This window comes from Nocardia sp. X0981 (assembly GCF_977089955.1).
Genome location: NZ_OZ372435.1, coordinates 2,356,576 through 2,377,986 on the forward strand (window position 1 = coordinate 2,356,576; position 21,411 = coordinate 2,377,986).

General features: G+C 66.7%; 18 protein-coding genes and 1 tRNA gene. 13 read left to right on the forward strand and 6 right to left on the reverse strand.

All coding sequences use genetic code 11. The features are described 5' to 3' along the window. Positions 1 to 133: 133 nt before the first annotated feature. The 4 genes from eccCa (at position 134) to ACYR7D_RS10145 (ending at position 6,405) form a co-directional block, all read left to right on the forward strand. Complete coding sequence (gene eccCa / locus ACYR7D_RS10130; protein ID WP_459549345.1) at positions 134 to 4,174, forward strand: type VII secretion protein EccCa; 4,041 nt, start codon at positions 134 to 136, stop codon at positions 4,172 to 4,174. Beyond that, positions 4,174 to 5,616, forward strand: coding sequence for a type VII secretion-associated protein (locus ACYR7D_RS10135; protein ID WP_459549346.1), 1,443 nt, complete (start codon positions 4,174 to 4,176; stop codon positions 5,614 to 5,616). Before eccCa ends, ACYR7D_RS10135 begins: the two co-directional genes overlap by 1 nt. A 132-nt stretch (positions 5,617 to 5,748) precedes the next feature. Then, complete coding sequence (locus ACYR7D_RS10140) at positions 5,749 to 6,081, forward strand: WXG100 family type VII secretion target (protein ID WP_459549347.1); 333 nt, start codon at positions 5,749 to 5,751, stop codon at positions 6,079 to 6,081. A 33-nt stretch (positions 6,082 to 6,114) separates the two neighbouring features. Beyond that, positions 6,115 to 6,405, forward strand: a complete 291-nt coding sequence (locus ACYR7D_RS10145) for a WXG100 family type VII secretion target (RefSeq protein WP_459549348.1) — start codon at positions 6,115 to 6,117, stop codon at positions 6,403 to 6,405. 99 nt (positions 6,406 to 6,504) lie between these two features. Here ACYR7D_RS10145 and ACYR7D_RS10150 read toward each other — a convergent pair whose 3' ends face one another. From ACYR7D_RS10150 to ACYR7D_RS10165, 4 genes are read right to left on the reverse strand one after another with little or no spacing between them, the layout of a single operon-like run. Continuing rightward, positions 6,505 to 7,668: a DUF7373 family lipoprotein gene (locus ACYR7D_RS10150; RefSeq protein ID WP_459549349.1), complete on the reverse strand. Its 1,164-nt coding sequence runs from the start codon at positions 7,666 to 7,668 to the stop codon at positions 6,505 to 6,507. A 15-nt stretch (positions 7,669 to 7,683) separates the two neighbouring features. Beyond that, complete coding sequence (locus tag ACYR7D_RS10155; RefSeq protein WP_459549350.1) at positions 7,684 to 9,249, reverse strand: serine/threonine-protein kinase; 1,566 nt, start codon at positions 9,247 to 9,249, stop codon at positions 7,684 to 7,686. A 19-nt stretch (positions 9,250 to 9,268) separates the two neighbouring features. After that, positions 9,269 to 10,498, reverse strand: a complete 1,230-nt coding sequence (locus ACYR7D_RS10160) for a DUF7373 family lipoprotein (RefSeq protein WP_459549351.1) — start codon at positions 10,496 to 10,498, stop codon at positions 9,269 to 9,271. 4 nt (positions 10,499 to 10,502) lie between these two features. After that, positions 10,503 to 11,705, reverse strand: a complete 1,203-nt coding sequence (locus tag ACYR7D_RS10165; protein WP_459549352.1) for a DUF7373 family lipoprotein — start codon at positions 11,703 to 11,705, stop codon at positions 10,503 to 10,505. 194 nt (positions 11,706 to 11,899) lie between these two features. Here ACYR7D_RS10165 and ACYR7D_RS10170 point away from each other — a divergent pair, with 194 nt between their 5' ends. The 9 genes from ACYR7D_RS10170 to ACYR7D_RS10210 all read left to right on the forward strand — a co-directional run bounded on the left by ACYR7D_RS10170 (position 11,900) and on the right by ACYR7D_RS10210 (position 19,938). Then, positions 11,900 to 12,634, forward strand: a complete 735-nt coding sequence (locus tag ACYR7D_RS10170) for a lytic transglycosylase domain-containing protein (protein WP_459550109.1) — start codon at positions 11,900 to 11,902, stop codon at positions 12,632 to 12,634. 128 nt (positions 12,635 to 12,762) lie between these two features. Then, the gene (gene eno / locus ACYR7D_RS10175) at positions 12,763 to 14,046 is read left to right on the forward strand and encodes a phosphopyruvate hydratase (RefSeq protein ID WP_459549353.1); all 1,284 of its coding nucleotides are present in this window, start codon (positions 12,763 to 12,765) and stop codon (positions 14,044 to 14,046) included. A gap of 4 nt (positions 14,047 to 14,050) precedes the next feature. After that, on the forward strand, positions 14,051 to 14,638 hold the full coding sequence (locus ACYR7D_RS10180) for an FtsB family cell division protein (RefSeq protein ID WP_459549354.1): 588 nt from the start codon (positions 14,051 to 14,053) through the stop codon (positions 14,636 to 14,638). After that, entirely contained in the window at positions 14,635 to 15,159 is a 525-nt protein-coding gene (locus ACYR7D_RS10185) for a DUF501 domain-containing protein (RefSeq protein ID WP_459549355.1), read from the forward strand. Before ACYR7D_RS10180 ends, ACYR7D_RS10185 begins: the two co-directional genes overlap by 4 nt. Before the next feature lie 63 nt (positions 15,160 to 15,222). Next, on the forward strand, positions 15,223 to 16,170 hold the full coding sequence (locus ACYR7D_RS10190) for a Ppx/GppA phosphatase family protein (protein WP_459549356.1): 948 nt from the start codon (positions 15,223 to 15,225) through the stop codon (positions 16,168 to 16,170). Between the two features lie 105 nt (positions 16,171 to 16,275). Beyond that, on the forward strand, positions 16,276 to 17,730 hold the full coding sequence (locus ACYR7D_RS10195; RefSeq protein WP_459549357.1) for a peptide MFS transporter: 1,455 nt from the start codon (positions 16,276 to 16,278) through the stop codon (positions 17,728 to 17,730). 38 nt (positions 17,731 to 17,768) lie between these two features. Beyond that, complete coding sequence (locus ACYR7D_RS10200) at positions 17,769 to 19,247, forward strand: amino acid permease (protein ID WP_459549358.1); 1,479 nt, start codon at positions 17,769 to 17,771, stop codon at positions 19,245 to 19,247. 5 nt (positions 19,248 to 19,252) lie between these two features. Further along, positions 19,253 to 19,807 (forward strand): hypothetical protein, encoded by a 555-nt coding sequence (locus ACYR7D_RS10205; RefSeq protein ID WP_459549359.1) that lies wholly within the window; start codon positions 19,253 to 19,255, stop codon positions 19,805 to 19,807. 57 nt (positions 19,808 to 19,864) lie between these two features. After that, positions 19,865 to 19,938: transfer RNA gene (locus ACYR7D_RS10210), tRNA-Leu, on the forward strand. A gap of 36 nt (positions 19,939 to 19,974) precedes the next feature. On the opposite strand, the gene ACYR7D_RS10215 is transcribed toward ACYR7D_RS10210, so the two are convergent. Next, a complete protein-coding gene (locus ACYR7D_RS10215) occupies positions 19,975 to 21,201 on the reverse strand; it encodes a tyrosine-type recombinase/integrase (protein ID WP_459549360.1) in 1,227 nt (408 codons plus the stop codon). Further along, positions 21,201 to 21,407, reverse strand: coding sequence for a helix-turn-helix transcriptional regulator (locus ACYR7D_RS10220; RefSeq protein ID WP_459549361.1), 207 nt, complete (start codon positions 21,405 to 21,407; stop codon positions 21,201 to 21,203). Before ACYR7D_RS10220 ends, ACYR7D_RS10215 begins: the two co-directional genes overlap by 1 nt. Positions 21,408 to 21,411 lie beyond the last annotated feature (4 nt).

Sequence of the window (21,411 nt, forward strand, 5' to 3'; positions counted from 1 at the left end):
ATTCTCCCAGCGGATGGCGGGTTGCGTGCCCGGCCGTGTGGCCAGCAGAATGCAGGTCGAACTGTACGACATGTTCGTGCCTGCCTCTACACTGAGCCCGAACATCGCATTGTCACAAGGGGGAGCTCGTTCGATGACCACCGTCCGGTTTCAGCGGCGTGCGCGCAGAGAGGTCCCGCGGACCCCCGGCGGTGAGGTGACACTGCAGCCGCCCCCCGAAATTCCCCGGGTCACGCCGGGAAACCTGCTGATGAAGCTCATGCCGGTGGTGATGATCATCGGCATGGTCGGGATGATGGCGCTGCTGTTCACCCAGGGCGGCGGGATCGCGTCGAATCCGATGACGCTGATGTTCCCGATGATGATGATGGTCTCGATGATCGGCATGTTCGCCGGTCAGGGAAACGGCAAGGGTGCCAAGGCGGCGGAGGCCAACGAGGATCGCAAGGACTATCTGCGCTATCTCGATCAGGTCCGCAAGGATGTCGACGCCACCGCCGGTGAGCAGCGCGCCGCGGTGGAGTGGAGTCATCCGGAACCGGGGCTGATCTGGATGCTCGCGGGCACCTCCCGGATGTGGGAGCGCCGCCCCACCGACAAGGATTTCTGTCACGTCCGTATCGGTATCGGCGGTCAGCGTCTGGCCACCCGGCTGGTGGCGCCGGAAACCGGGCCGGTGGAGGAGCTGGAACCGATCGCCGCGGTCTCCCTGCGCCGGTTCGTGCGGGCTCATTCCACGGTCCCCGATCTGCCCACCGCGATCGCGGTGAAGGGCTTCGCCACCGTCGCACTCGACGGCGACCGGGTCCAGGCCCGCGATATGGTGCGCGCGATGCTGGTCCAGCTGGCCATGTTCCACGGCCCCGACCAGGTGCTCACCGCGATCGTCTGCGGCCCCGACACCAGCCCGGATTGGGAGTGGACGAAATGGCTGCCGCATACCCAGCACCCGGACGCGCAGGACGGCGTCGGCACCCAGCGCATGTTCTACGGTTCCATCCGCGAGGCGATGGCGGGGCTGGCGCCACTGCTCGCCAACCGGGTCCGCTACTCCCGCAACCAGCCCACGAACTCCGCCATGGTGCACGTGGTGATCGTGGTCGACGGTGGTCTGCTCGAGGCGGAGGAGGATCACCTCCGCGAAGCCGGGTACGAGGGTGTCACGGTGATCGATCTCTGCGGCTACGCGCCGCGGCTGGCGGTCTCCCGCGGTATCACCCTGACCATCCGCAACGGTGAATGCCTGGGGCGCGGTGCCACCGGCAACCAGGAACGTTTCGCCGTTATCGACCGGATCAGTCCCGAACAGGCCCAGCAGGTCGCCCGCCGGCTCGCCCCGTATCGCGCGGCCACCCAGCGCAGCAGTGATATCGAGGTCGCGGAGACGGAGACCATCGACAGCTGGGCCCAGTTGATGGGCCTGGGAGATCTCGGCTCGTTCAATCCGGAGAGCGCGTGGCGGCCCCGGTACGGCCGGGAACGCCTGCGCGTCCCGTTCGGTGTGGGGGCCGACGGCCTGCCCGTCTTCCTCGATATCAAGGAGGCCGCCGAATCCGGTATGGGCCCGCACGGTCTGTGCATCGGCGCCACCGGTTCGGGTAAATCGGAGTTCCTGCGCACGCTGGTGCTCAGTCTGCTCGCCACTCACTCGCCCGATCAGCTCAATCTGGTCCTGGTGGACTTCAAGGGTGGCGCGACCTTCCTGGGTATGGAAGGTGTGCCGCATGTCGCGGCCATCATCACGAACCTGGAAGAGGAGGCCGATCTCGTCGAGCGTATGCGCGACGCGCTGGCCGGTGAGATGAACCGCCGCCAGGAGGTGCTGCGGCAGGCCGGTAACTTCGCCAATGTCTCCGAATACGAGAAGGCCCGGGCCGCCGGTGCCGATCTGGAACCGATACCCGCGCTGTTCGTGGTGCTCGACGAGTTCTCCGAACTGCTCACCATGCACCCGGATTTCGCCGACCTCTTCGTGCAGATCGGCCGGATCGGCCGATCTCTGCATGTGCATCTGCTGCTCGCCTCGCAGCGTCTCGAGGAGGGCAAACTCAAGGGTCTGGAAACCTATCTCTCCTACCGGATCGGGTTGAAAACCTTCTCCGCCAACGAGTCCCGTCAGGTTCTCGGCATCCCGGATGCCTACAATCTGCCGAGCACCCCCGGTGGCGGTTATCTGAAAACCGATGCGGGCGAAATCCAGCGTTTCCAGGCGTCCTACGTTTCCGGGCCCTACAAGGGTGGGGGGCCGCAGCGCGATATCACCGTCGCCACCGCGGCCGGCGATATCGATATCACCGCCCGGCCGTTCCTCGCCAAACATGTCGAGTTCCGCGCGGCGGACCGGCTTCCGGTGGCGCCCGAACCGCTCGACACCCCCGAGCCCCTGATCGAGAACGGGGAGCAGATCTCCGATCTCGGCATGCTGGTCTCCCGTATCCGCGGGCACGGACGGCCCGCCAAGGAGATCTGGTTGCCGCCGCTGGACGCCGCGCCGTCGCTGGACGAGCTCCTACGGCTCGTGCAGCACCCGCTGCTCACCGGCGAATACAACGCGGTCGCCGGTTTGCGCGCCCCGATCGGTCTCGTCGACCGCCCCTACGACCAGCGGCGTGATCCGCTGGTCGTGGATCTGGCCGGCGCGCAGGGCAACGTCGCGGTGGTCGGTGGCCCGCAGTCGGGTAAATCGACCATGCTGCGCACGTTCATCATGTCGATGTCGTTGATCCACACCGCCGAGCAGGTGCAGTTCTACTGCCTGGACTTCGGTGGCGGTACCTTGGCCGGTCTCGAAGGTCTGCCCCATGTCGGTTCGGTGGCCGGGCGCCTGGATCAGGACAAGGTGCGGCGCACCATCGCGGAGATGACCACCATCGTGCGATCTCGCGAACTACGGTTCCGGCAGCTCGGGATCGAATCGATGGCGGAATTCCGGCGGCTGCGCGCCGAGGATCCGGCGAGCAGCCAGGCGGCCGCCGGAGCGCACGAGGACCCGTTCGGCGACGCCTTCCTGGTGATCGACGGGTTCGGTTCCATCCGGCAGGATTTCGAACCCCTGGAACAGGCCATCATGAATTTGGCGGTGCAGGGCCTTTCCTACGGTGTGCACGTGGTGATCGCGCTGTCGCGCTGGATGGAGGCGCGCCCACAGCTGAAGGATCAGATCGGTACCCGGCTCGAACTGCGCCTCGGTGATCCGGCCGATTCCGAATTCGGCCGCAAGATCGCCGCGCTGGTGCCGCAGGGCCGCCCGGGCCGCGGTATGACGCCGGAGAGCCTGCACATGCTCACCGCGCTGCCCCGGGTCGACGGGTCCTCCGGAACCGAGGATCTCAGCCGCGGGGTCGCCGACGCGGTCGGCCGGATCCGGCAGGTGACCCCGGGCCGCGCCGCTCCGCAGGTCCGTATGCTCCCCGAACAGCTCGATCGCGGTCAGTTCGTTCGTGCCATCGGCCCCTGGCAGGGTCCGGAGGATCGCCGCAATGTCGTGATCCCCGTCGGGATCAACGAATCCGAGTTGGCGCCGGTTTTCCTCAACTTCGACGAGAACCCGCACTTCCTCATCTTCGGTGACACCGAATGCGGTAAGACGACACTGCTGCGCAATATCGTCAGCGGGATCATCGAATCGAATGCGCGGGACAAGGCCGCGTTGGTGCTGGTCGATTTCCGGCGGACCATGCTCGGTGATTTCGATCAGGAGCGACTGGCCGCCTATGCCACCGGAGCCGAGGGCCTCACCACGAATATGCGCGATCTCGCCGCGCTGCTGCAGAGCCGGATGCCCGGCCCGAACGTCACCCCGCAGCAATTGCGCGACCGTTCCTGGTGGACCGGCCCCGATCTGTTCGTCATCGTCGACGACTACGACCTCGTATCCAGCGGTTCGACGGGGAATCCGATCGCGCAGATCGTCGACTACCTGGCCCACGCCAAGGACATCGGCCTGCATCTGATCATCGCGCGGCGTTCCGGCGGTGCGGGCCGGGCCATGTACGAAACGGTGATCTCCCGGCTCCGGGATCTGGCCACTCCCGGACTGGTCATGAGCGGTAGCCGAGAGGAAGGTGGCCTGCTCGGCAATGTCCGGCCCAGCGCCATGCCGCCCGGCCGCGGTACCCTCGTCGGCCGGTCGGGGATCGAACTCATCCAGACCGCGTGGATGCCGGCCCAATAATGTCGGCCGTCGAAATCGCGCTCAACGAAACACATTTGTGGTCGTGGAGCGCGAATACTCACGCGGATCTGATCCCCTCGGTCGTACCGGCCACCGACGGGCGCACGCTGGTCGTCGGAGAACCGCTGGCGCCGCCCTCGATCGCGGTCTCACCGGTCCAGCTCGCCGCCGCCGACCGCATCGCCTACGACCCGGGTATGCCGAAACCGGTGGACGCGCTGGCCGCGGTATTCGGTCATACGCTGGAACAATTGCGTATCCCCACACCATGCGAGCGGCTCACCATCGTGCACCCGACCGACTGGGATCCGCACCGGCTCGCCGTTCTCGAAACGGCGGCAGGTCGGCACGGTGACGAGGTGGTGCTGCAGCCCACGGCGCTGCGCGCGGTCACCGCGAGCCGCCGGCTGCGGGACGTACGCACGGTGGTGCTCGAGTTCGGCCCACTGTCCACCACCGCTTCGACAGTGGTTGCGGCCCAGGACGGGCCGCGCCTGGAATACTGCGAGCACGAACCTGTTCTGGCCGCCGCCGAGATCGCCGCGGACGAGCACGGAACCGCCGCGTTTCGCGCGCTGCTCGAACGGCTCCTGCACGGATGCGCGGTCAGCGCGGTGATCGTCGTCGGGCGCGCCGATGCCGATTTCACGGATCTCATCGCTGCGGTGATCGCCGATCTGGGACACAACGCGGAACTGGTCGTGGTCGCGGGTGCCGACCTGGTGCGGGCGCGGCGCAGCGAAACCGCGGTCGTGCCGCCCGGTCTGCCGCCGGCCCAGCGTGACAGCGAATGGCTGCAACCGTTGCGGGAACGAGCCGCGGCCACCCGGCCGCCCCGGTCGCGGACCCCGCTCTACCTCGCAGCGGCGGCGGTGCTCGCCGCCGCGGTGCTGATCGGGGGCGGTATCGTGCTCGTCCGATCCACCGGTGGCTCCTCCGAAACAGTCGCCTCCCCACCACCGCCGTCCGCCGGGCCCACATCCGTCCGGGCGACGTCCGATCCCGAAACCCGTCCCGGTCCGGTGACGTTGGGCGCGGTCCGGATCACCGTGCCCAACGGCTGGCGGCTCGCGCAGCCCTCCGCCGATCCCGGGCGGCGCCTCGAATTGGTTCCCGACGCCGGGCTGCGCGCCCGTATCACCGTGACGCAGCAGCCGTTGGCCGCGGACGCCGGCTACGACCGGGTCGCCATCACACTCGAGGATCAGATCGCGCGGCGGCCGGCGGGTTCCGTATCGGCGCTCCGCCGCGATGCGGTGTTCGCCGGCCGTCCCGGCCTGGCCTATACCGAGTATCCGGAGGACGGTTCGATCGTTGACTGGCATGTTATCGTCGAGCACAGCACCCAGATCAGCATCGGGTGCCAGTACCGGACAGGGGGGCAGGACTCGATCACACCTATTTGTGAAGACCTGGCGACCTCGCTGGACGTCGTGCCATGACTCCGGCCGGGAAATTTTCCGAAATCCACTGGAACCGATTGCGCGGGTGCCGCGTCCAATCATCATGAAGGCAAGTTCGGGCCGTTTGCGGGCGCAGGGGGTCCGGATCCGAACTCTTGTAAAGGAGGACCCATGGCGGGCAACGTCACTACCGATCTCGCGGCTATGGAGACCGCTGCCAAGCACGTCGAAACGGTGAACTCGCAGCTGCAGGGCGAACTCGGCAATGTCCGCAACATTGTCGCGAGTTCGGAGGGCGCCTGGAAGGGCGGCGCCGCCGCCACCTTCCTCAAGGTCATGGCCGACTACGACTCCCAGTCCAAGAAGCTGCACGATGTGCTGGCCGAGATCGCTGTGCTGATCCGTGAGAACGGCAAGGGCTACACGGAGGCCGAGCAGGCCAACCAGGAAGCCTTCCACAACTCGGGGCTGTCGTCCGATCTGGGCTCGAGCCTGCGGATCTAGAAGCCACCCAGCGATCTCAGAGGAGTACACGACATGTCGGAAGTGAAGTATTCGGAAGCCCAGCTCACCGCGATGGCCGGGGATATCCGTAACGCCAAAGGGCGGCTGACGGAAACGCAGGCCGAACTGGAGAGCTATGTCAGCCAGTTGGCCGCGTCCTGGGAGACCAGTGAGGCCAAGGACGCCTACCGCGCCAAGCAGTTGCGCTGGGATGATGCCCACAACCAGCTGATGGACATCATGGAGCGGATCGCCAAGGTCGTCGAAGACGGTGCGATCAATATGACCAGCACGGACAAGATGAACGCGGCGCGCTGGCTCTGAACGGACCGATCGACTTCTCGCGTCAGCGGTTATATGTCCCGGACGGAATTCCGTCCGGGACATATTTTTCGGCCCACTGATCGGTGAAACACTGCTGTATCAGGAAGCGGTATCCAGCAACAGGTATTGGGCGGCCACCTTTTGATGCAGTTCCTGTAGCTGCTGTCCGCTGAAAACCACTGTGTACCGGTCATTGGTGAAGAGGCACTGGAATGATGCGGTCTGCTCGCTGTGCTCGGCGCAATGCGCCATCGGCATCCCGGGCGGTGATTCCACGACGCGGTACTCCGGGTCGAGCGAGGATACGAAATGGGCCTGTAGTCGTTGCGCCGCCGCGGCGTCCTCGGCCCGGTATATCCAGGGTTCGGCTCGGACGACCAGATCCACTCCGGCATCGTCGAATGCCGGGCCGGTGCGGTCCGTTCTGCCGACGAGCTGGCGTGCCATCGCCGAGGTGATGACGGCTTCGGCTGTGCCCTCGTCGGTGGGTGGCAGGGTGCGGGCCAGCATACCGTCGACATCTACCGGTAGTTCGGCCAGCTCGGACAGGGGAGTGGGCGTGTAGCCGCGCAGGTTCCCGAGTTGGGCGTCCAGCAGCCGTGTGGTCAACTCGGCCAGCGGACGCTGATCGGGGGGTATATCCACCCCCATTCCCACATAGGTGTAGATCAGGTACTCGGCGTGCGGCGTCCAAGCCATCACGCTGTCGTATTCGGTGACATGGCCTCGGGCCTCGGGATGCCCCGGTATCTCGATGGCACGGACGAGTTCGTTCCGCGGATTCGTCGACAGGACCTGTGCGGCGTGTTGCGCTCGCGCCGCATCGGTGAACCGCAGCAGGGTGATCGACGCGTTCCGGCCGAGGGAGGGTTGCTCCCGGCGCTGCCCGTTGACCGACCATCCGGCCACCAGGCCGGGAACCACCGTCGAGAAATTCGCGATACCCACACCCTCGTGGTATTCCGTAGGCGGGTGCTCCGCGGTGTAGTAGCCGCCCGCGTATGTGTGATGGACGAAAACCAGTCGAGGGTCGACCTCCGAGACCGCCGGCATGGTCCGGCCGAGCCGGACGGCCTCGAGTATCGCGATATTGAGGGGGGTGCGAACTTCCTCGGTGCTGCGGGGGACGGTCCGGTAATTACCGGGCTGTAGCGCGGAGGTGTCGACCTCCGGAGTTTCCGTATCGCCGGTGCCGCAACTCGCCGCGATGAATACCGTGGCCAGAAGGCCTGCGGTGCGCAGAAATCGTCTCGAGTACCACATTCGCATCCCCGCCGTTCAGCTCAGCACTGTCGCGATCTCCGGGACCATCCTCTCCACCAGCGCCTTCGGAGAGTGCTCGGTCCATGTCCGGAAGGCCTGTACCGCGGCGATATCGTCGATGACGACGATCGGTGCTGTGGATCTGAGGAATGTACGGGGCAGCCCGCCCAGCCCGCCGTTTCCCGCCGCGCTGTCCGAGCGCAGCACGATGAGAACGTCGAACTGGCCGTGCAGTTGGAAAGTCTCGGGTGAAAGCTCCCGCGGCGATATCTCGTCACGATTCCGGGGCACATACTGTTCGCTGTAGCGGAATCCGATATCTCGGAGGAAATCGGCCTGGGAGGAACCGTCCAGTGCCACCGTGAGCAGCGAATCCGTGTAGTCGAACGCGGCCACTGTTCTACCCCCGAATTCGGGATGCTCCGCGCGTACCCGGGCCAGATCCGGCCCGGTGGAGGGATCGGATCCGCTGTTTCTCACCGTGAAGAGCGCGGTGGCGACCGCGATGACGATCACAGCCACCGCGGCTGTGATCGCGAATGCGCGCCGGGCTCTTGCCGGACCGGCCGGATTCGTCCGGACGGTGGAGACATGGGGTTGCGTGAGGACGGACCCCGGCCAGTGTCCGTCGCCGGTGGGCCCCGTGTCCGGCGTGCCCGTGGTGGGCACCGTGCCCGTCGGGTGCTGCGGGAAGCCGGTGTTCGTGGCCGGGGCGGCGGGTGCGGGCCAAACGAGCCGTCCTTGCAGCGCTGCCTCCGCGTCGGCGACGAATTCGCGGCAGCTGCCGTATCGGTCCTGTGGATCCTTGGCCAGGACCTTGGCGAAGACGCGGTCGAGGGCCATCGGCAGGTCCGGCCGGATACTGGAGACGTTCGGTGGCGGTTCCTGCAGATGACCCATCATCACCACGGCCGGCACCGTCGACGGATAGGGATTCTGACCGGTGAGCAAACGGTACGCCGAGCAGCCCAGACTGTAGATATCGGACCGGTGGTCGAGCCGGTGGCCCAGGAGCTGTTCGGGGGACGCGTACGCCACGGTCGCCACGAATTTCCCGGTGGCCGTGAGGTCCTGTTTGTCCTCCACCGATTTGGCCACCCCGAAATCGGTGAGCAGGACTCGTTCTCCGTCGCCGTCGGGGGAGTCGGACAGCAGGAAGTTGGCGGGTTTGATATCACGATGCAGGAGCCGGCACCGGTGTGCGTAATCGAGACCCTTGCCGACTTCGGAGATGATGTGCATCACCCGTCTCGGGTTCATGGCCGCGGGATTCCGCTTCGCTTCTTCCGCGGCATCGGTTCCCGGTACGTATTGCATCGCGATCCAGAGCCGCCCGTCCTCCTCGCCCCGGTTGTGGACGGCGACGATATTCGGGTGATCCAGACTCGCGGCGAGACTGCCTTCGCGCTGGAACCGAGCACGGAACTCCGGGTCGCCCGACAGCTGTTCGTTGAGAATCTTGAGGGCGTCTCGGCGGGGGAGGCTGGGATGCCGAGCGAGATACACCGCTCCCATACCGCCGCTACCGAGCACTCGTATGATCCGGTAACCGCCGATCACGGCGCCGGTGGGTAACGCCATTCCTTCTCCTCTTCCGCGGTTACCGGTTGTTGGCCAGGATGGCGTATTGGGCCGAAGTGCGCTGGTAGAGCTCCGGATCGGCCAGTTCGCCCACCCCACTCCCGTTGACCACCGCGACATATCGGTCGTAGACGATCACGCAGTAGTGACTTCCGAACAATGCCGGCGCGGTATCGCGAACCACACAGCGGGAGTCCGTTATCCCCGGTGGGCCGGCGATCTCCTCGTCGTAGTCGCCGAGCCGGGAGAGCGCGGTCTGTAACGCGAACGACTGCTCCGGCCCGCCCGTGCGGTAGACGACGGCATCGTTTCTGGCGACGACGTCCACGGCGTAGCGGTCGTAATCCGGCAGGTTCTCGGCGTCGTATTCGAAGTGCAAATGCCCGGCGGGTGGATAGGACCCGATCGGGCCCCCGAAAGCCGTGGAGGTGGGGTACTCCCCGGGCAGCGTTATCCGCAGCATGCCTTCGGGGTCGAGGGGCAGGTCGAGAATACTGTCCGGTGGTGTCGGAGTGAGCTCGGCCAGCGCCGCGAACTGGAGATCGAGCAGTTCTCCGATCCAGTCGCCCATTCTCGGGGCCTGGTCGGCGGGAGCCGCGAGGAGACCGACGATCACGTAGGGCCCACTCACCGCGAAGACTTGTGCGCGATCCCGGCTGGCGGTGAGCGCGGCGAGCGCGCTGTCGTGGCCGGCGATCGCCAGTTTCTCGCGGCCCGGGGATATCCGGTCGGCCGCCGTGGCGAAGCCCTGCGCCGCGGCTCGCGCGTGATCCTCGGTGCCGAAACGCATCAGCGCGATGATCATATGTTTGCCCGCGCGGACATTGTTGTTGCCGCGTGCTGTGATCGCACCCGACACCAGGTAGTTCTCGGTCGAGATCTGCTCGAACTCATCGGGGAGCAGGGTGCCGAAGACCCCTCCCCCGTCCACGATGATCATCGTATTGTCGAGGTATTCGAGGTCCGGATCCACCTGGTGCGGGGAGACGAGATACTCGAACATCCGGCGCGATTCCAAGGCGTAGACATCCTGCGGTGTCTGAACCGTCAGCTCGAAATCCGCCGGTTCGGTGGGGAAGAGTCCGGTTTCGAGCTCCTCGATCGCCGCGGGGGTCGTTCCCGGGCCTGCTCGCCCGGCGATCGCGTTCCCGCATGCTGTGCTCCCGGCCGCGAGTGCCACGGCGGTGAGGAGCGCCAGCAGCGGGCGGGTGGGAAGCATATTTCCGGTGCGGGTGCTCCTGTGCGCCATGGGCTCAACTCCCGGCGAGCAGGGCGTACTGGGCGGATGTCTTCTGGTGCAGTTCTTGCACCTGTATCCCCTCGATGAGCGCGAAGTACCTCCCGGTCCGGAGCATGCAGAAATTGGACTGCATCGAGCTCGCCGCGACCTTCCTGGAGAAGCATTCCACGTCGTCGTCGATGCCGCGAGGCGCGTCGATGATGCGGCCCTCTTCGGGCCGGTCGGCGGGTGGCCGGAACCGGGCCCAGAGGGCCTTGGCGCCCGCCACCGACTCGCTCTCCATCACCACGGTATCGGCCAGTGCTATGCCGGTGACCCGGCCCACCGCCAAGAACTCCAGGTCGGCGATTCCGCTCAGCGCGTGCAGCGCGCCGCGGCCACGGAATACGCCGGACGGGCCGCTGACGGCGACCATTCGTTCGGTCTTCGGATAGGCCAGTCTCAGCAGGCCGTCCGGATCGAGCGGGATATCGCCGAGGCGATCGGCCGGTGTGGGCTCGAACTCGTCGAGCAGGGGCAGCTGTACCTCGAGAAGGGTTTCCGTGTGCCGAACCATGGCGGGTAGGTCGGCTTTGTTCGTGAAGTCGGTGTATTTGACGAAAACGACATAGCGGTCGTGACCTGTCCAGCTGACGAGAGACGCCGTGCCCGGCTGCCAATGCGCCTTCGATGAAGGGGATTTCGTCAGCCGCACCGGCCGATTGTCGGTGTTGTAGGTGAAATCGTCGTGTTCGAGATCCGCGGCCACACGCTGCGCTGTCGTCGCGTCCGGGAACAGCAGGACCGCGACGCTCATCTCCTGCCGATCCGGGAATTCGCCCGCCGTGGCCCAGGTGTGTACCCAGCCGGTGACCAATTCCGCGGCCACTTCGTCGAAAGTGTCGTTGATCACCAGGGATGCCATGGCCCGGCGATCGAGTACCACGGATCGTTGCCGCCCCACATGCTCGGTGAACGCGGGATCCACCTCGAAGGGGAGTACGACATGGTCGCCCAAGCGATGCCCCTCGCGGATGCGGGCTGTTTTCTCGCCATCCGCCGTTCCGTATTCGGTCGGCTCGGTCCGATAGTTCCCCACCTCGAGTACCGAGAGATCGGCCGGGGTACGGACGGCTTCGCCCGGAACGACTGTCGCGCATCCCGCCGTGGTGAGCAGCAGCGTCGCGGCCAGCAGCGCGATGCGCGACCCGTATGTGCCGGGGCGGCGTAAGTTCACAGGAACCTCCCCGATTGCGATCTTGCGAAATGGTACTGCACGAGCGTCTGCGGCGAGCGGTGAGCTCGGGTCGACGGCCGGCGTCGAATTGTGAACGGCGACGGGACCATCGGGTTGCGCAGCGATGCCGTGTTCCGTCCGGCGCGGCCGGAAACGAGTAGCGGACAAAATGGACGAACACGTCGATCTGGATGATGGATGGTGTGCGTTCCCGCAGGTACGGCGTTATCGCCGCTTCGATAGTCGCGTTGCTGCTCACCGGATGTGGGGTGGGCGAGGAGATGGTGCCCATCCCCGAGGGCATTCCGCCCGGGCCCGGTGCTCCGACACCGGTCATCGATATCGACGCGCCCGGCCGGAGCGCGGTGCAGCTGCACGGCTGGGCCGCCGATCATGCCGGTGCACTGGAGATACCGGTGACCGCCCTGGAGGCATACGGATACGCGGCGGCGGTGATGGCCCGCTCGCGGCCGGATTGCGGGATCGGCTGGACCACACTGGCCGGTATCGGCAGTGTGGAGAGCGACCACGGCCGCCATCGCGGCGCGCGGGTCCACGAGGACGGCCGGGTGGCGCCGTCCATCATCGGGATCCCGCTGGACGGGGCGCCGGGAGTCGCGGAGATACGGGATACCGACGCCGGCCGGCTCGACGGCGATACGGTGTTCGACCGGGCGGTGGGCCCGATGCAGTTCATCCCGGAGACCTGGGACAAGTGGGGGTCGGATGCCAACGGGGACGGGATCGCGGATCCGCACAGCATCGACGATGCCGCGCTCACCGCTGCCCTCTACCTGTGTGTCAGCGGAGGAACGCTACGGACCGCCGAGGGGTGGAGCCGGGCGCTGTACACCTACAACAGGTCGGAGACCTATATGAAGACGGTCCGCAACCGCGCCGCGGCCTACAGCGTGGGCCGCCGGGTGTAGGTCCACGGAACCACCGGCCCTGCTGCGGGGCGGCGGATGGACTGTCCGCAACCGGGCCTATTAGGCTCGCAGACGCACGGCTCTTCCCTGATCACTACCGTGCCAGCAGCCGAAGGAGTGTTGTTTTCGTGGCCATCATCGAACAGGTCGGAGCTCGCGAGATCCTGGATTCCCGCGGTAACCCCACCGTCGAGGTCGAGATCGCCCTCGACGACGGCACCGTGACCCGCGCGGCGGTGCCGTCCGGTGCTTCCACCGGCGAGCACGAGGCCGTGGAACTACGCGACGGCGGGGAGCGCTACAACGGCAAGGGGGTGCAGAAGGCGGTCGAGGGTGTGCTCGACGAGATCGCGCCGGCCGTTATCGGGCTGGACGCGGTCGAACAGCGCACCGTCGATCAGGCGCTGCTCGACCTGGACGGCACCCCGGACAAATCCCGGCTCGGCGCCAACGCGCTGCTGGGTGTCTCGCTCGCGGTGGCGCGGGCGGCGGCGGAATCGTCGGGGCTGGAACTGTTCCGCTACCTCGGTGGCCCGAACGCCCATGTACTGCCGGTGCCGATGATGAACATCCTCAACGGCGGTGCGCACGCCGACACCGGGGTGGATGTCCAGGAGTTCATGGTCGCGCCGATCGGGGCGCCGACCTTCAAGGAGTCGCTGCGCTGGGGTGCGGAGGTGTACCACGCGCTCAAATCGGTGCTGAAGGAGAAGGGTCTGGCCACCGGCCTGGGTGACGAGGGCGGGTTCGCCCCCGACGTGGCCGGAACCCGGGAGGCGCTGGACCTGATCAGCGTGGCGATCGGCAAGACCGGCCTGAAGCTGGGCCGGGATGTGGCGCTGGCGCTGGATGTGGCCGCCACCGAGTTCTATCGGGACGGGGCCTACCAGTTCGAGGGGTCCGCGCGGTCCGCCGCCGAGATGGCGAAGTTCTACACCGAACTGCGGGCGGCGTATCCGCTGGTGTCCATCGAGGATCCGCTGTCGGAGGACGATTGGGACGGCTGGGTCGCCCTCACCGACGAGATCGGTGACAAGGTGCAGCTGGTCGGCGACGATCTGTTCGTCACCAACCCGGAGCGTCTGGAGGACGGGATCGCCAAGGGCGCGGCGAACGCGCTGCTGGTGAAGGTGAACCAGATCGGCACACTCACCGAAACCCTGGACGCCGTGGAACTGGCGCACCGCAACGGGTACAAGACCATGATGTCGCACCGGTCGGGTGAAACCGAGGACACCACCATCGCCGATCTGGCGGTCGCCGTGGGCAGCGGACAGATCAAGACCGGCGCCCCGGCGCGCAGTGAGCGAGTGGCGAAGTACAACCAGCTGCTGCGGATCGAGGACGCGCTCGGCGATTCGGCCCGCTACGCCGGTGACGTCGCTTTCCCGCGGTTCACCTTCGAGGACTGAGTAGATGTCGGAGCGGCGTGCGCGCGGTACCAGCCCGGCGGGGCGAGGCGACCGCCGCACGTCGCGCGCCCCGTCGCGCCGCCCGGCCGCCGAGGTACACGGCGGGGCGGAGCGGGTGCGCCGCACCACCCGCCGGGCCCGCACCGGGCAGGCGGGGCCCCGGGACTGGTCCGAACGGACCTTCCTCGGGCTCTCGGCGGGTAAGGCGATCATTCTGGCGATGGTGATCTGCGCGCTGGCGATGACCTTGGCCGTGCCGATGCGTACCTATTTCACCCAGCGCGCCGAAGCCGACCAGCTGGCGGCCGAACGCAAGATCCTCGAGGCCGATATCGACCGTTTGAAGGACCGGCGTGCGCAACAGGAGGACCCGGCCTATATCCGGTCCGAGGCCCGCGACCGGTTACGCCTGGTGATGCCGGGCGAAACGCCCTATATCGTGCAGGTACCGGGGATGGAGGTGCCCGCCATCCCCGATCCGGAGGCACCGCGGCACGAGCCCGATCCGTGGTACACGGATCTGTGGCGGAGTATCTCCGAGCCGCCTCCGAACCCCGAACCACCCGCGCCACAGCCGGAAGGACCCAGGTGAGCACACCCGACGACCGAGATCTACAGATCGTCGCCGAACAGTTGGGCCGCGCCCCGCGCGGGGTACTCGCCATCGCCTACCGGAGTCCGGACGGTGTGCCCGGAGTGGTGAAGACCGCGCCGAAACTTCCGGACGGTACTCCCTTCCCGACCCTCTACTACCTCACGGATCCGCGGCTCACCGCCGAGGCCAGCCGATTGGAATCGGCGGGGGTCATGAAGGGGATGACCGAACGGCTCGGCCGCGATGCCGCCTTGGCCGCCGCCTACCGTGCCGCCCATGAGAGCTATCTGGCCGAACGCGACGAAATCGAGCCGCTGGGCACCGATTTCAGCGGCGGCGGGATGCCGGACCGGGTGAAATGCCTGCATGTGCTGATCGCGCACGCGCTGGCCAAGGGCCCGGGCGTGAATCCGCTCGGCGACGAGGCGGTGGCGCTGGCGGCCGAGAGCGGACTGCGTGGAACCGCGATTCCGGCGGACTGGCCGGAATACGCACCGGCTGCGGAGGAGGCTCCATGATGCGGTGCCCTCGCCTTCGCTGCGGTCCCCGTGAACCACGTCGACCTGCCCGGAGGAGGCTTCATGAGTGACAGGGTGGCCGCTGTGGACTGCGGCACCAATTCGATCCGCCTGCTGATCGCCGATATCGGTGCGGACGGGAAACTGCACGATGTGCATCGGGAGATGCGTATCGTGCGGCTCGGTAAAGGAGTGGACGCGAGCGGGCGGCTGAATCCGGAGGCCATCGAACGCACCCGGGTGGCACTCGCCGACTATGTGGACCTCATGCGCGCGCACGACGTGCGGCGCGTGCGGATGGTGGCCACTTCCGCGACACGGGACGCGGCGAACCGGGCCGATTTCTTCGCCATGACCCGTGCCGAACTGGGCCGGGCGGTGCCCGGAGCCGAAGCCGAAGTGATCACCGGAGACGAGGAAGCGCGCCTGTCGTTCGCCGGCGCGGTGGGTGAGCTGGCCGCCGCGGACGGACCGTTCGTCGTGGTCGATCTGGGCGGTGGTTCCACCGAACTGGTGGTCGGTGACGCCGCCGGGGTGCGGGCCGCGTTCTCGGCCGATATCGGATGTGTGCGGATCACCGAGCGGTGCCTGCGCGGTAACCCGCCGGACGCCGACCAGGTGGCGGCCGCCCGCGAATTCGCGACCGAACGGCTCACCGAAGCCTTCACCCATGTACCGGTGGAGGGCGTGCACACCTGGGTCGGGGTGGCGGGAACCATGACCACGCTCGCCGCGGTGGCGCTGGATCTGCCCGAATACGATTCGGCGAAAACGCATCTGGCGCGGATCGAGCTGCCGCGGCTGAACGAGGTCTGCGATCGGCTGATCGGGATGGATCATGACGAACGGGCCGCGCTCGGACCCATGCACCCCGGACGGGTCGATGTCATCGGCGGTGGTGCGGTGATCACCGAGGTACTGGCAGCCGAGCTGGCGGACCGGGCGGGTATCACCGAGCTGGTGGTCAGCGAACACGACATTCTGGACGGGATCGCCCTGTCGATCGCCTGACCCGCGGCCCGGCGCCCGTTACCGGGCGGCTGCCGCGCGTGAACGTGCGGTATCGATCTGTGCGGGATGCCACGCGCCCACCCCCGCGCGTGGGAGAGTCGGAACATGTCCGCAGCGCCCTCCACAGCCGGTACCGGCCGGACTTTCTTCGGTCACCCGATCGGGCTGGTCAACCTGTTCGGTGTCGAACTGTGGGAGCGGTTCTCGTTCTACGGGATGCTCACGATTCTGGGGTACTACCTGTACTACGAATCGACCCGTGGCGGGCTCGGGCTCGACCAGGACACCGCCCTCGGCCTGGTCGGCGCCTACGGCGGTCTCGTCTACCTGTGCACCGTGCTCGGCGGGTGGGTCTCCGATCGGTTGATCGGGATGGAACGAACCGTTTTCTACGGCGGGGTCGTGGTGATGACCGGGCATATCGCGCTGGCGGTGCTCCCGGGTCTCATCGGGGTGGGCACCGGGCTGGTTCTGGTGGCACTGGGCAGTGGGGCGCTCAAATCGAACGCCTCCGCGCTCCTGGGCACCCTGTACCCGCAGGGCGACCCGCGGGTCGACGGTGGATTCACGCTGTTCTACCTGGGGATCAATCTGGGCGCTTTCACCGGCCCGCTCCTCACCGGGTTGCTACAGCAGGAGTGGGGATTCCACGCCGGGTTCGGGGCGGCCGCGGTGGGTATGGCGCTCGGATTGATCCAGTACGTGGCGTTCCGGCGCAATCTCGGCGCCGCCGGCCGTGAGGTGCCCGATCCGCTGCCGCGCCGGATGTTCGGACCGCTGGCCGGGGTGCTGCTCGCCGCACTCCTGCTGATCGCGCTGGTACTGACGGCCGGCCTGGTCACCGTCGGCAATCTGCCCGATGTGACCACCGTGCTGATCGTGACGACGGCGGTCGCCTACTTCGCTGTCCTGCTCACCCACCGGCGCGTCACCGGGACCGAGCGCAGCCGGGTGCGGGCATTCATTCCGCTGTTCCTGGCCAATGTGGTGTTCTGGGCGCTGTTCCAGCAGATCTTCACCGTGCTCGCCGTGTACTCCGATGAACGGATGAACTGGAACATCTTCGGATGGACCGCGCCGTCGAACTGGATCGGTTCGGTGGAGCCGGTGTGGATCATCGCGTTGTCACCGCTGTTCGCGCTGCTGTGGACCCGGCTGGGCAACCGGGCACCCAGTACACCCCGCAAATTCGCGCTTGCGGTGATCGGTATGGGAGTGGCGTTCCTGCTGTTCGTGCCGCTGGCCGGGATCAGCGGCGTGCCGGCCCTGGCGGTGCTGTTCATCATGGCGGTATTCGCGGTATCGGAGTTGTTGCTCTCCCCGATCGGGCTGGCGGTCACCACCCAGCTGTCGCCCGAGCATTTCCGGGCCCAGATGATGGCGCTCTATTTCCTCTCGGTGGCCCTGGGTACCACGCTGTCCGGGGTACTGGCCCGGTTCTATTCCCACGAGGCCGAATTCGCTTATTTCTGCATCACCGGTTCGGTGGCCGTTGTGGCCGGTGTGGTGATTGCTGCTGCCTCGCCGTGGATAACCAGATATATGGCGGGAGTGCATTAGCGTTCCAGTACTCGCGCCGGAACGACAAGGAGGCCGTTATGGCGACGCCGACCAGTCGCAATTCGCTGTTCCGCACCAAATCGGTGGAGCAGTCGATCCGCGACACCGACGAACCCGGTGCGAAACTCCGCAAAGACCTCACGGCGTGGGATCTGGCCATCTTCGGCGTCGCCGTAGTGATCGGCGCCGGTATCTTCACCCTCACCGCCCGCACCGCCGGTAATGTCGCCGGACCCTCGGTTTCGCTGGCCTTCGTCTTCGCGGCCATCGCCTGTGGGCTCACCGCGCTGTGCTACGCGGAGTTCGCCTCCACCGTGCCCGTCGCCGGTAGCGCCTACACATTCTCCTACGCGACCTTCGGTGAGCTCGCCGCCTGGATCATCGGCTGGGATCTGCTGCTGGAGTTCGCGCTCGCCGCCTCCGTGGTGTCCAAGGGCTGGTCGCAGTATCTCGGCCAGGTATTCGACCGCGGCGCCGCGGTGGTGGAGATCGGCGGGGTCAGCTTCGACTGGGGTGCGGTCCTGCTCATCGCGGTGCTCACCACTCTGCTGGCGCTGGGTACGAAACTGTCCTCCCGTGTCTCGGCGGTGGCCGTGGCGATCAAAGTGGGGGTGATCCTGCTGGTGGTCGTCGTGGGGCTCACCTTCTTCGACTCCGCGAACCTGACCCCGTTCATCCCGGAATCGGTGCCCAGCGAGGGGAACCAGGGGCTGACGCAATCGCTGTTCTCCTGGGTGACCGGCGGGGGTAACAGCAACTTCGGCCTGTACGGCCTGCTCGCGGCGGCCAGCCTGGTGTTCTTCGCGTTCATCGGGTTCGATGTGGTCGCCACGGCGGCCGAGGAGACCAAGAACCCGCAGCGGGACCTGCCGCGCGGCATCCTGGGCTCGCTGATCGTGGTCACCGTCCTCTACGTCACGGTAGCCATCGTGCTCACCGGTATGGTGCCCTACACAGAGCTCGCCGGCGGTGACGCCACCCTGGCCACCGCCTTCGCGCTCAACGGCGCCACCTGGGCGAAGAACATCATTTCCATCGGTGCTCTGGCCGGCCTCACCACGGTCGTCATGGTGATGCTGCTCGGCCAGACCCGCGTACTGTTCGCGATGTCCCGCGACGGACTCACCCCGCGCCGGCTCGCCCAGACCGGTGACCGTGGCACGCCGGTGCGGATCACCGTCATCGTCGGTGTGGTCTGCGCGATCCTGGCCGGATTCGTGGAGTTCGGAACACTCGAGGAAATGGTGAACATCGGCACGCTGTTCGCGTTCCTGCTGGTCTCCATCGGTGTGGTGGTACTGCGCCGTACCCGCCCCGACCTGCCGCGTGGGTTCCGGGTACCCCTCGTGCCTCTTGTTCCGATCCTGGCGGTGCTGGCCTGCCTGTGGCTGATGGTGAATCTTTCGGTGGAAACCTGGCTGCGTTTCGTAGTGTGGATGGCGCTCGGTTTGGTGATGTACTTCGCATATGGCCGACGGCACTCGCTGCTCGGCAGGTCCGTTTCCGAACAGGAGTGATCGCGATGCGTCTACCGTGGCGGTGGTTCCCACGCCGGGAGGAACGGTTTCCCCACGAGCCGCGACCATCGGATGCCTCCGGCACCGATGTGGTGGTCCGGTGGATCGATGCGGTGACCACCGGTCTGGCCACCGCCCCACCCGGCCCGCCCGAGGCGGCGCCCGCACGGGTGTGCGACGGGATGTTCACCGCGGCCACCATCGTCGCGGTGCTCATCGACAAGATCGCCGACCGCACGGAGTACCGGGTCGCGAACAACCGCTGCATGGCCGCCGCGGTGGATTTCATGAAAGTCCTCGGTGAGGACACGCTGCGCCGCTACCGTATAGCCGGCGTGCAGCCTGTGGGGTGGGAGAACATGGACGAGGAAATGGACGAGCTGGTGATCGCCCGCCGGCTCGCCCGGCTGGGGGAAGCGCTCCAGCTGGCTCTGCTGGCGGTGACCACCGACTACGAGCTGTCCGACGAGGTACGCGAGGCGGCCGAGGAATCCGGTCTGCTGGCGGCGGACGTACTGGTGGAGGCCTGCCAAGCCATACAGACAGACCCCACGGTGTGACTCCCACTCACGGGTATTCCGGTACGGATGTACGAGTCGGTAGTGTGTGGTCCGCACGCCCCCATAGCCCAATTGGCAGAGGCAGCGGACTTAAAATCCGCCAAGTGTGGGTTCGAGTCCCACTGGGGGCACTGCTGTGCCGCAGGTAGACCGCCGTTTTGCTCGTCCTATGCAACCTCCGGCCCCTCTTCGGTCCGCAGGGAGTCCGCAGCAGCCAGCGCGCCCCGATGCATCGAGTCCGCCACGGGGTCCAAATCGTCGTCGAACAGATGCCCATACAGGTCGAGGGTCAGCGTCGCTGTCTTGTGCCCGAGCATCTTCTGAACCACCTTGATGTTCGCGCCGGAACTGATAGCCAACGACGCCGCCGTGTGCCGTAGACCGTGCGGCACCATGCCGGTCAGGCCGGTAGCCTCCACGGCGCGATCGAAGGCCCAGCGGAACTCCCCGAGGGGGAGCGTGCCACCATTGCGGCTCTCGAACACAGGTGCGTCTGCCTCGCGACCCTCGAGCACATGAGCCAGCTGCTCGGCGAGGAACTGAGGAACGGGCACCGACCGCGAACTGTGGTTCTTGGTGCCTGTCTCCACGATCCCCAGACCCGTAACCCGAGTTGCCGAACGAGAGACGGTGATCCGTCGCCGCACCAGGTCGATGCTCGCCGGTCGGAGGGCCGCAGCCTCACCGAACCTGATACCTGTGTAGGCCAGTACGAACACCAGCGTCTGAAATCGCCCGGCCGCGAGTGCCAGTTTCCGGACCTCGACATGGGTGAGATAACGCCGCTCGGCGGCCGACTTCTGCGGTAGGTCGATGTCCTCAGCAGGATTGAGCGCCAGCCGCTTCGCCTTGATAGCGAACCGGAGCACCTGGTCGAGCACCTGGTAAGCCTGAATCACCCGAGACGCCGACAGCCCTTTGCCCTTGAACCGGTATCCACCCGATTCCGACAACTCAACCACCCAGCCCTGCACGTCTTCGAACTCGATATCGCGAAGCGGTACCTCGCCCCACCGGGGGAGGACGAGAGTGTCCAGCAGCGAGCGGTAGCCGGCCACCGTCTTCGGCTTGCGCAGCTTCTTCGTCGCGTACCACTTCTCCGCGACCACCACGAACAGGACACCGCTACGGTCCGGATCAACCCACGTACCGGTGACCACCTTCGTGGTCACGTCCCCGTCGAGGAACTTCTGAGCCGCCGCCTTGGTGTCGAACGACCGCGACCGCTCCACGCCGTTCGGGTCCACATAGCGCGCACGCCACCGCTTGCCCTTGCCGCAGCGCTCGGACTTGACCTTCTTCTTGCTCTTCTCCCCGGTCACCGGATCCACGACCACTACGGTCGGGTACCAGCGATCTTCTACCCCCGAGCGTGGGTTACGCCGAGTCGCCATCAGGCAGCCTCACCGGTACCGGTCAGCTTCTCCTGCTCAGCGATCCAGGCCAGGACAACCGACTTGCGCCACACCCGCCGCCGCGGCCCGAGCTTGAAACTGGCCGGACCTTGCCCGACATGAGCCCACCACCGCCAGGTAGCCGCCGGTATCCCGGTCAGCGCCTCGCAGTCCTTCGCCCTTAGGTAAGCCTCTTCCTCAGCCATCGTG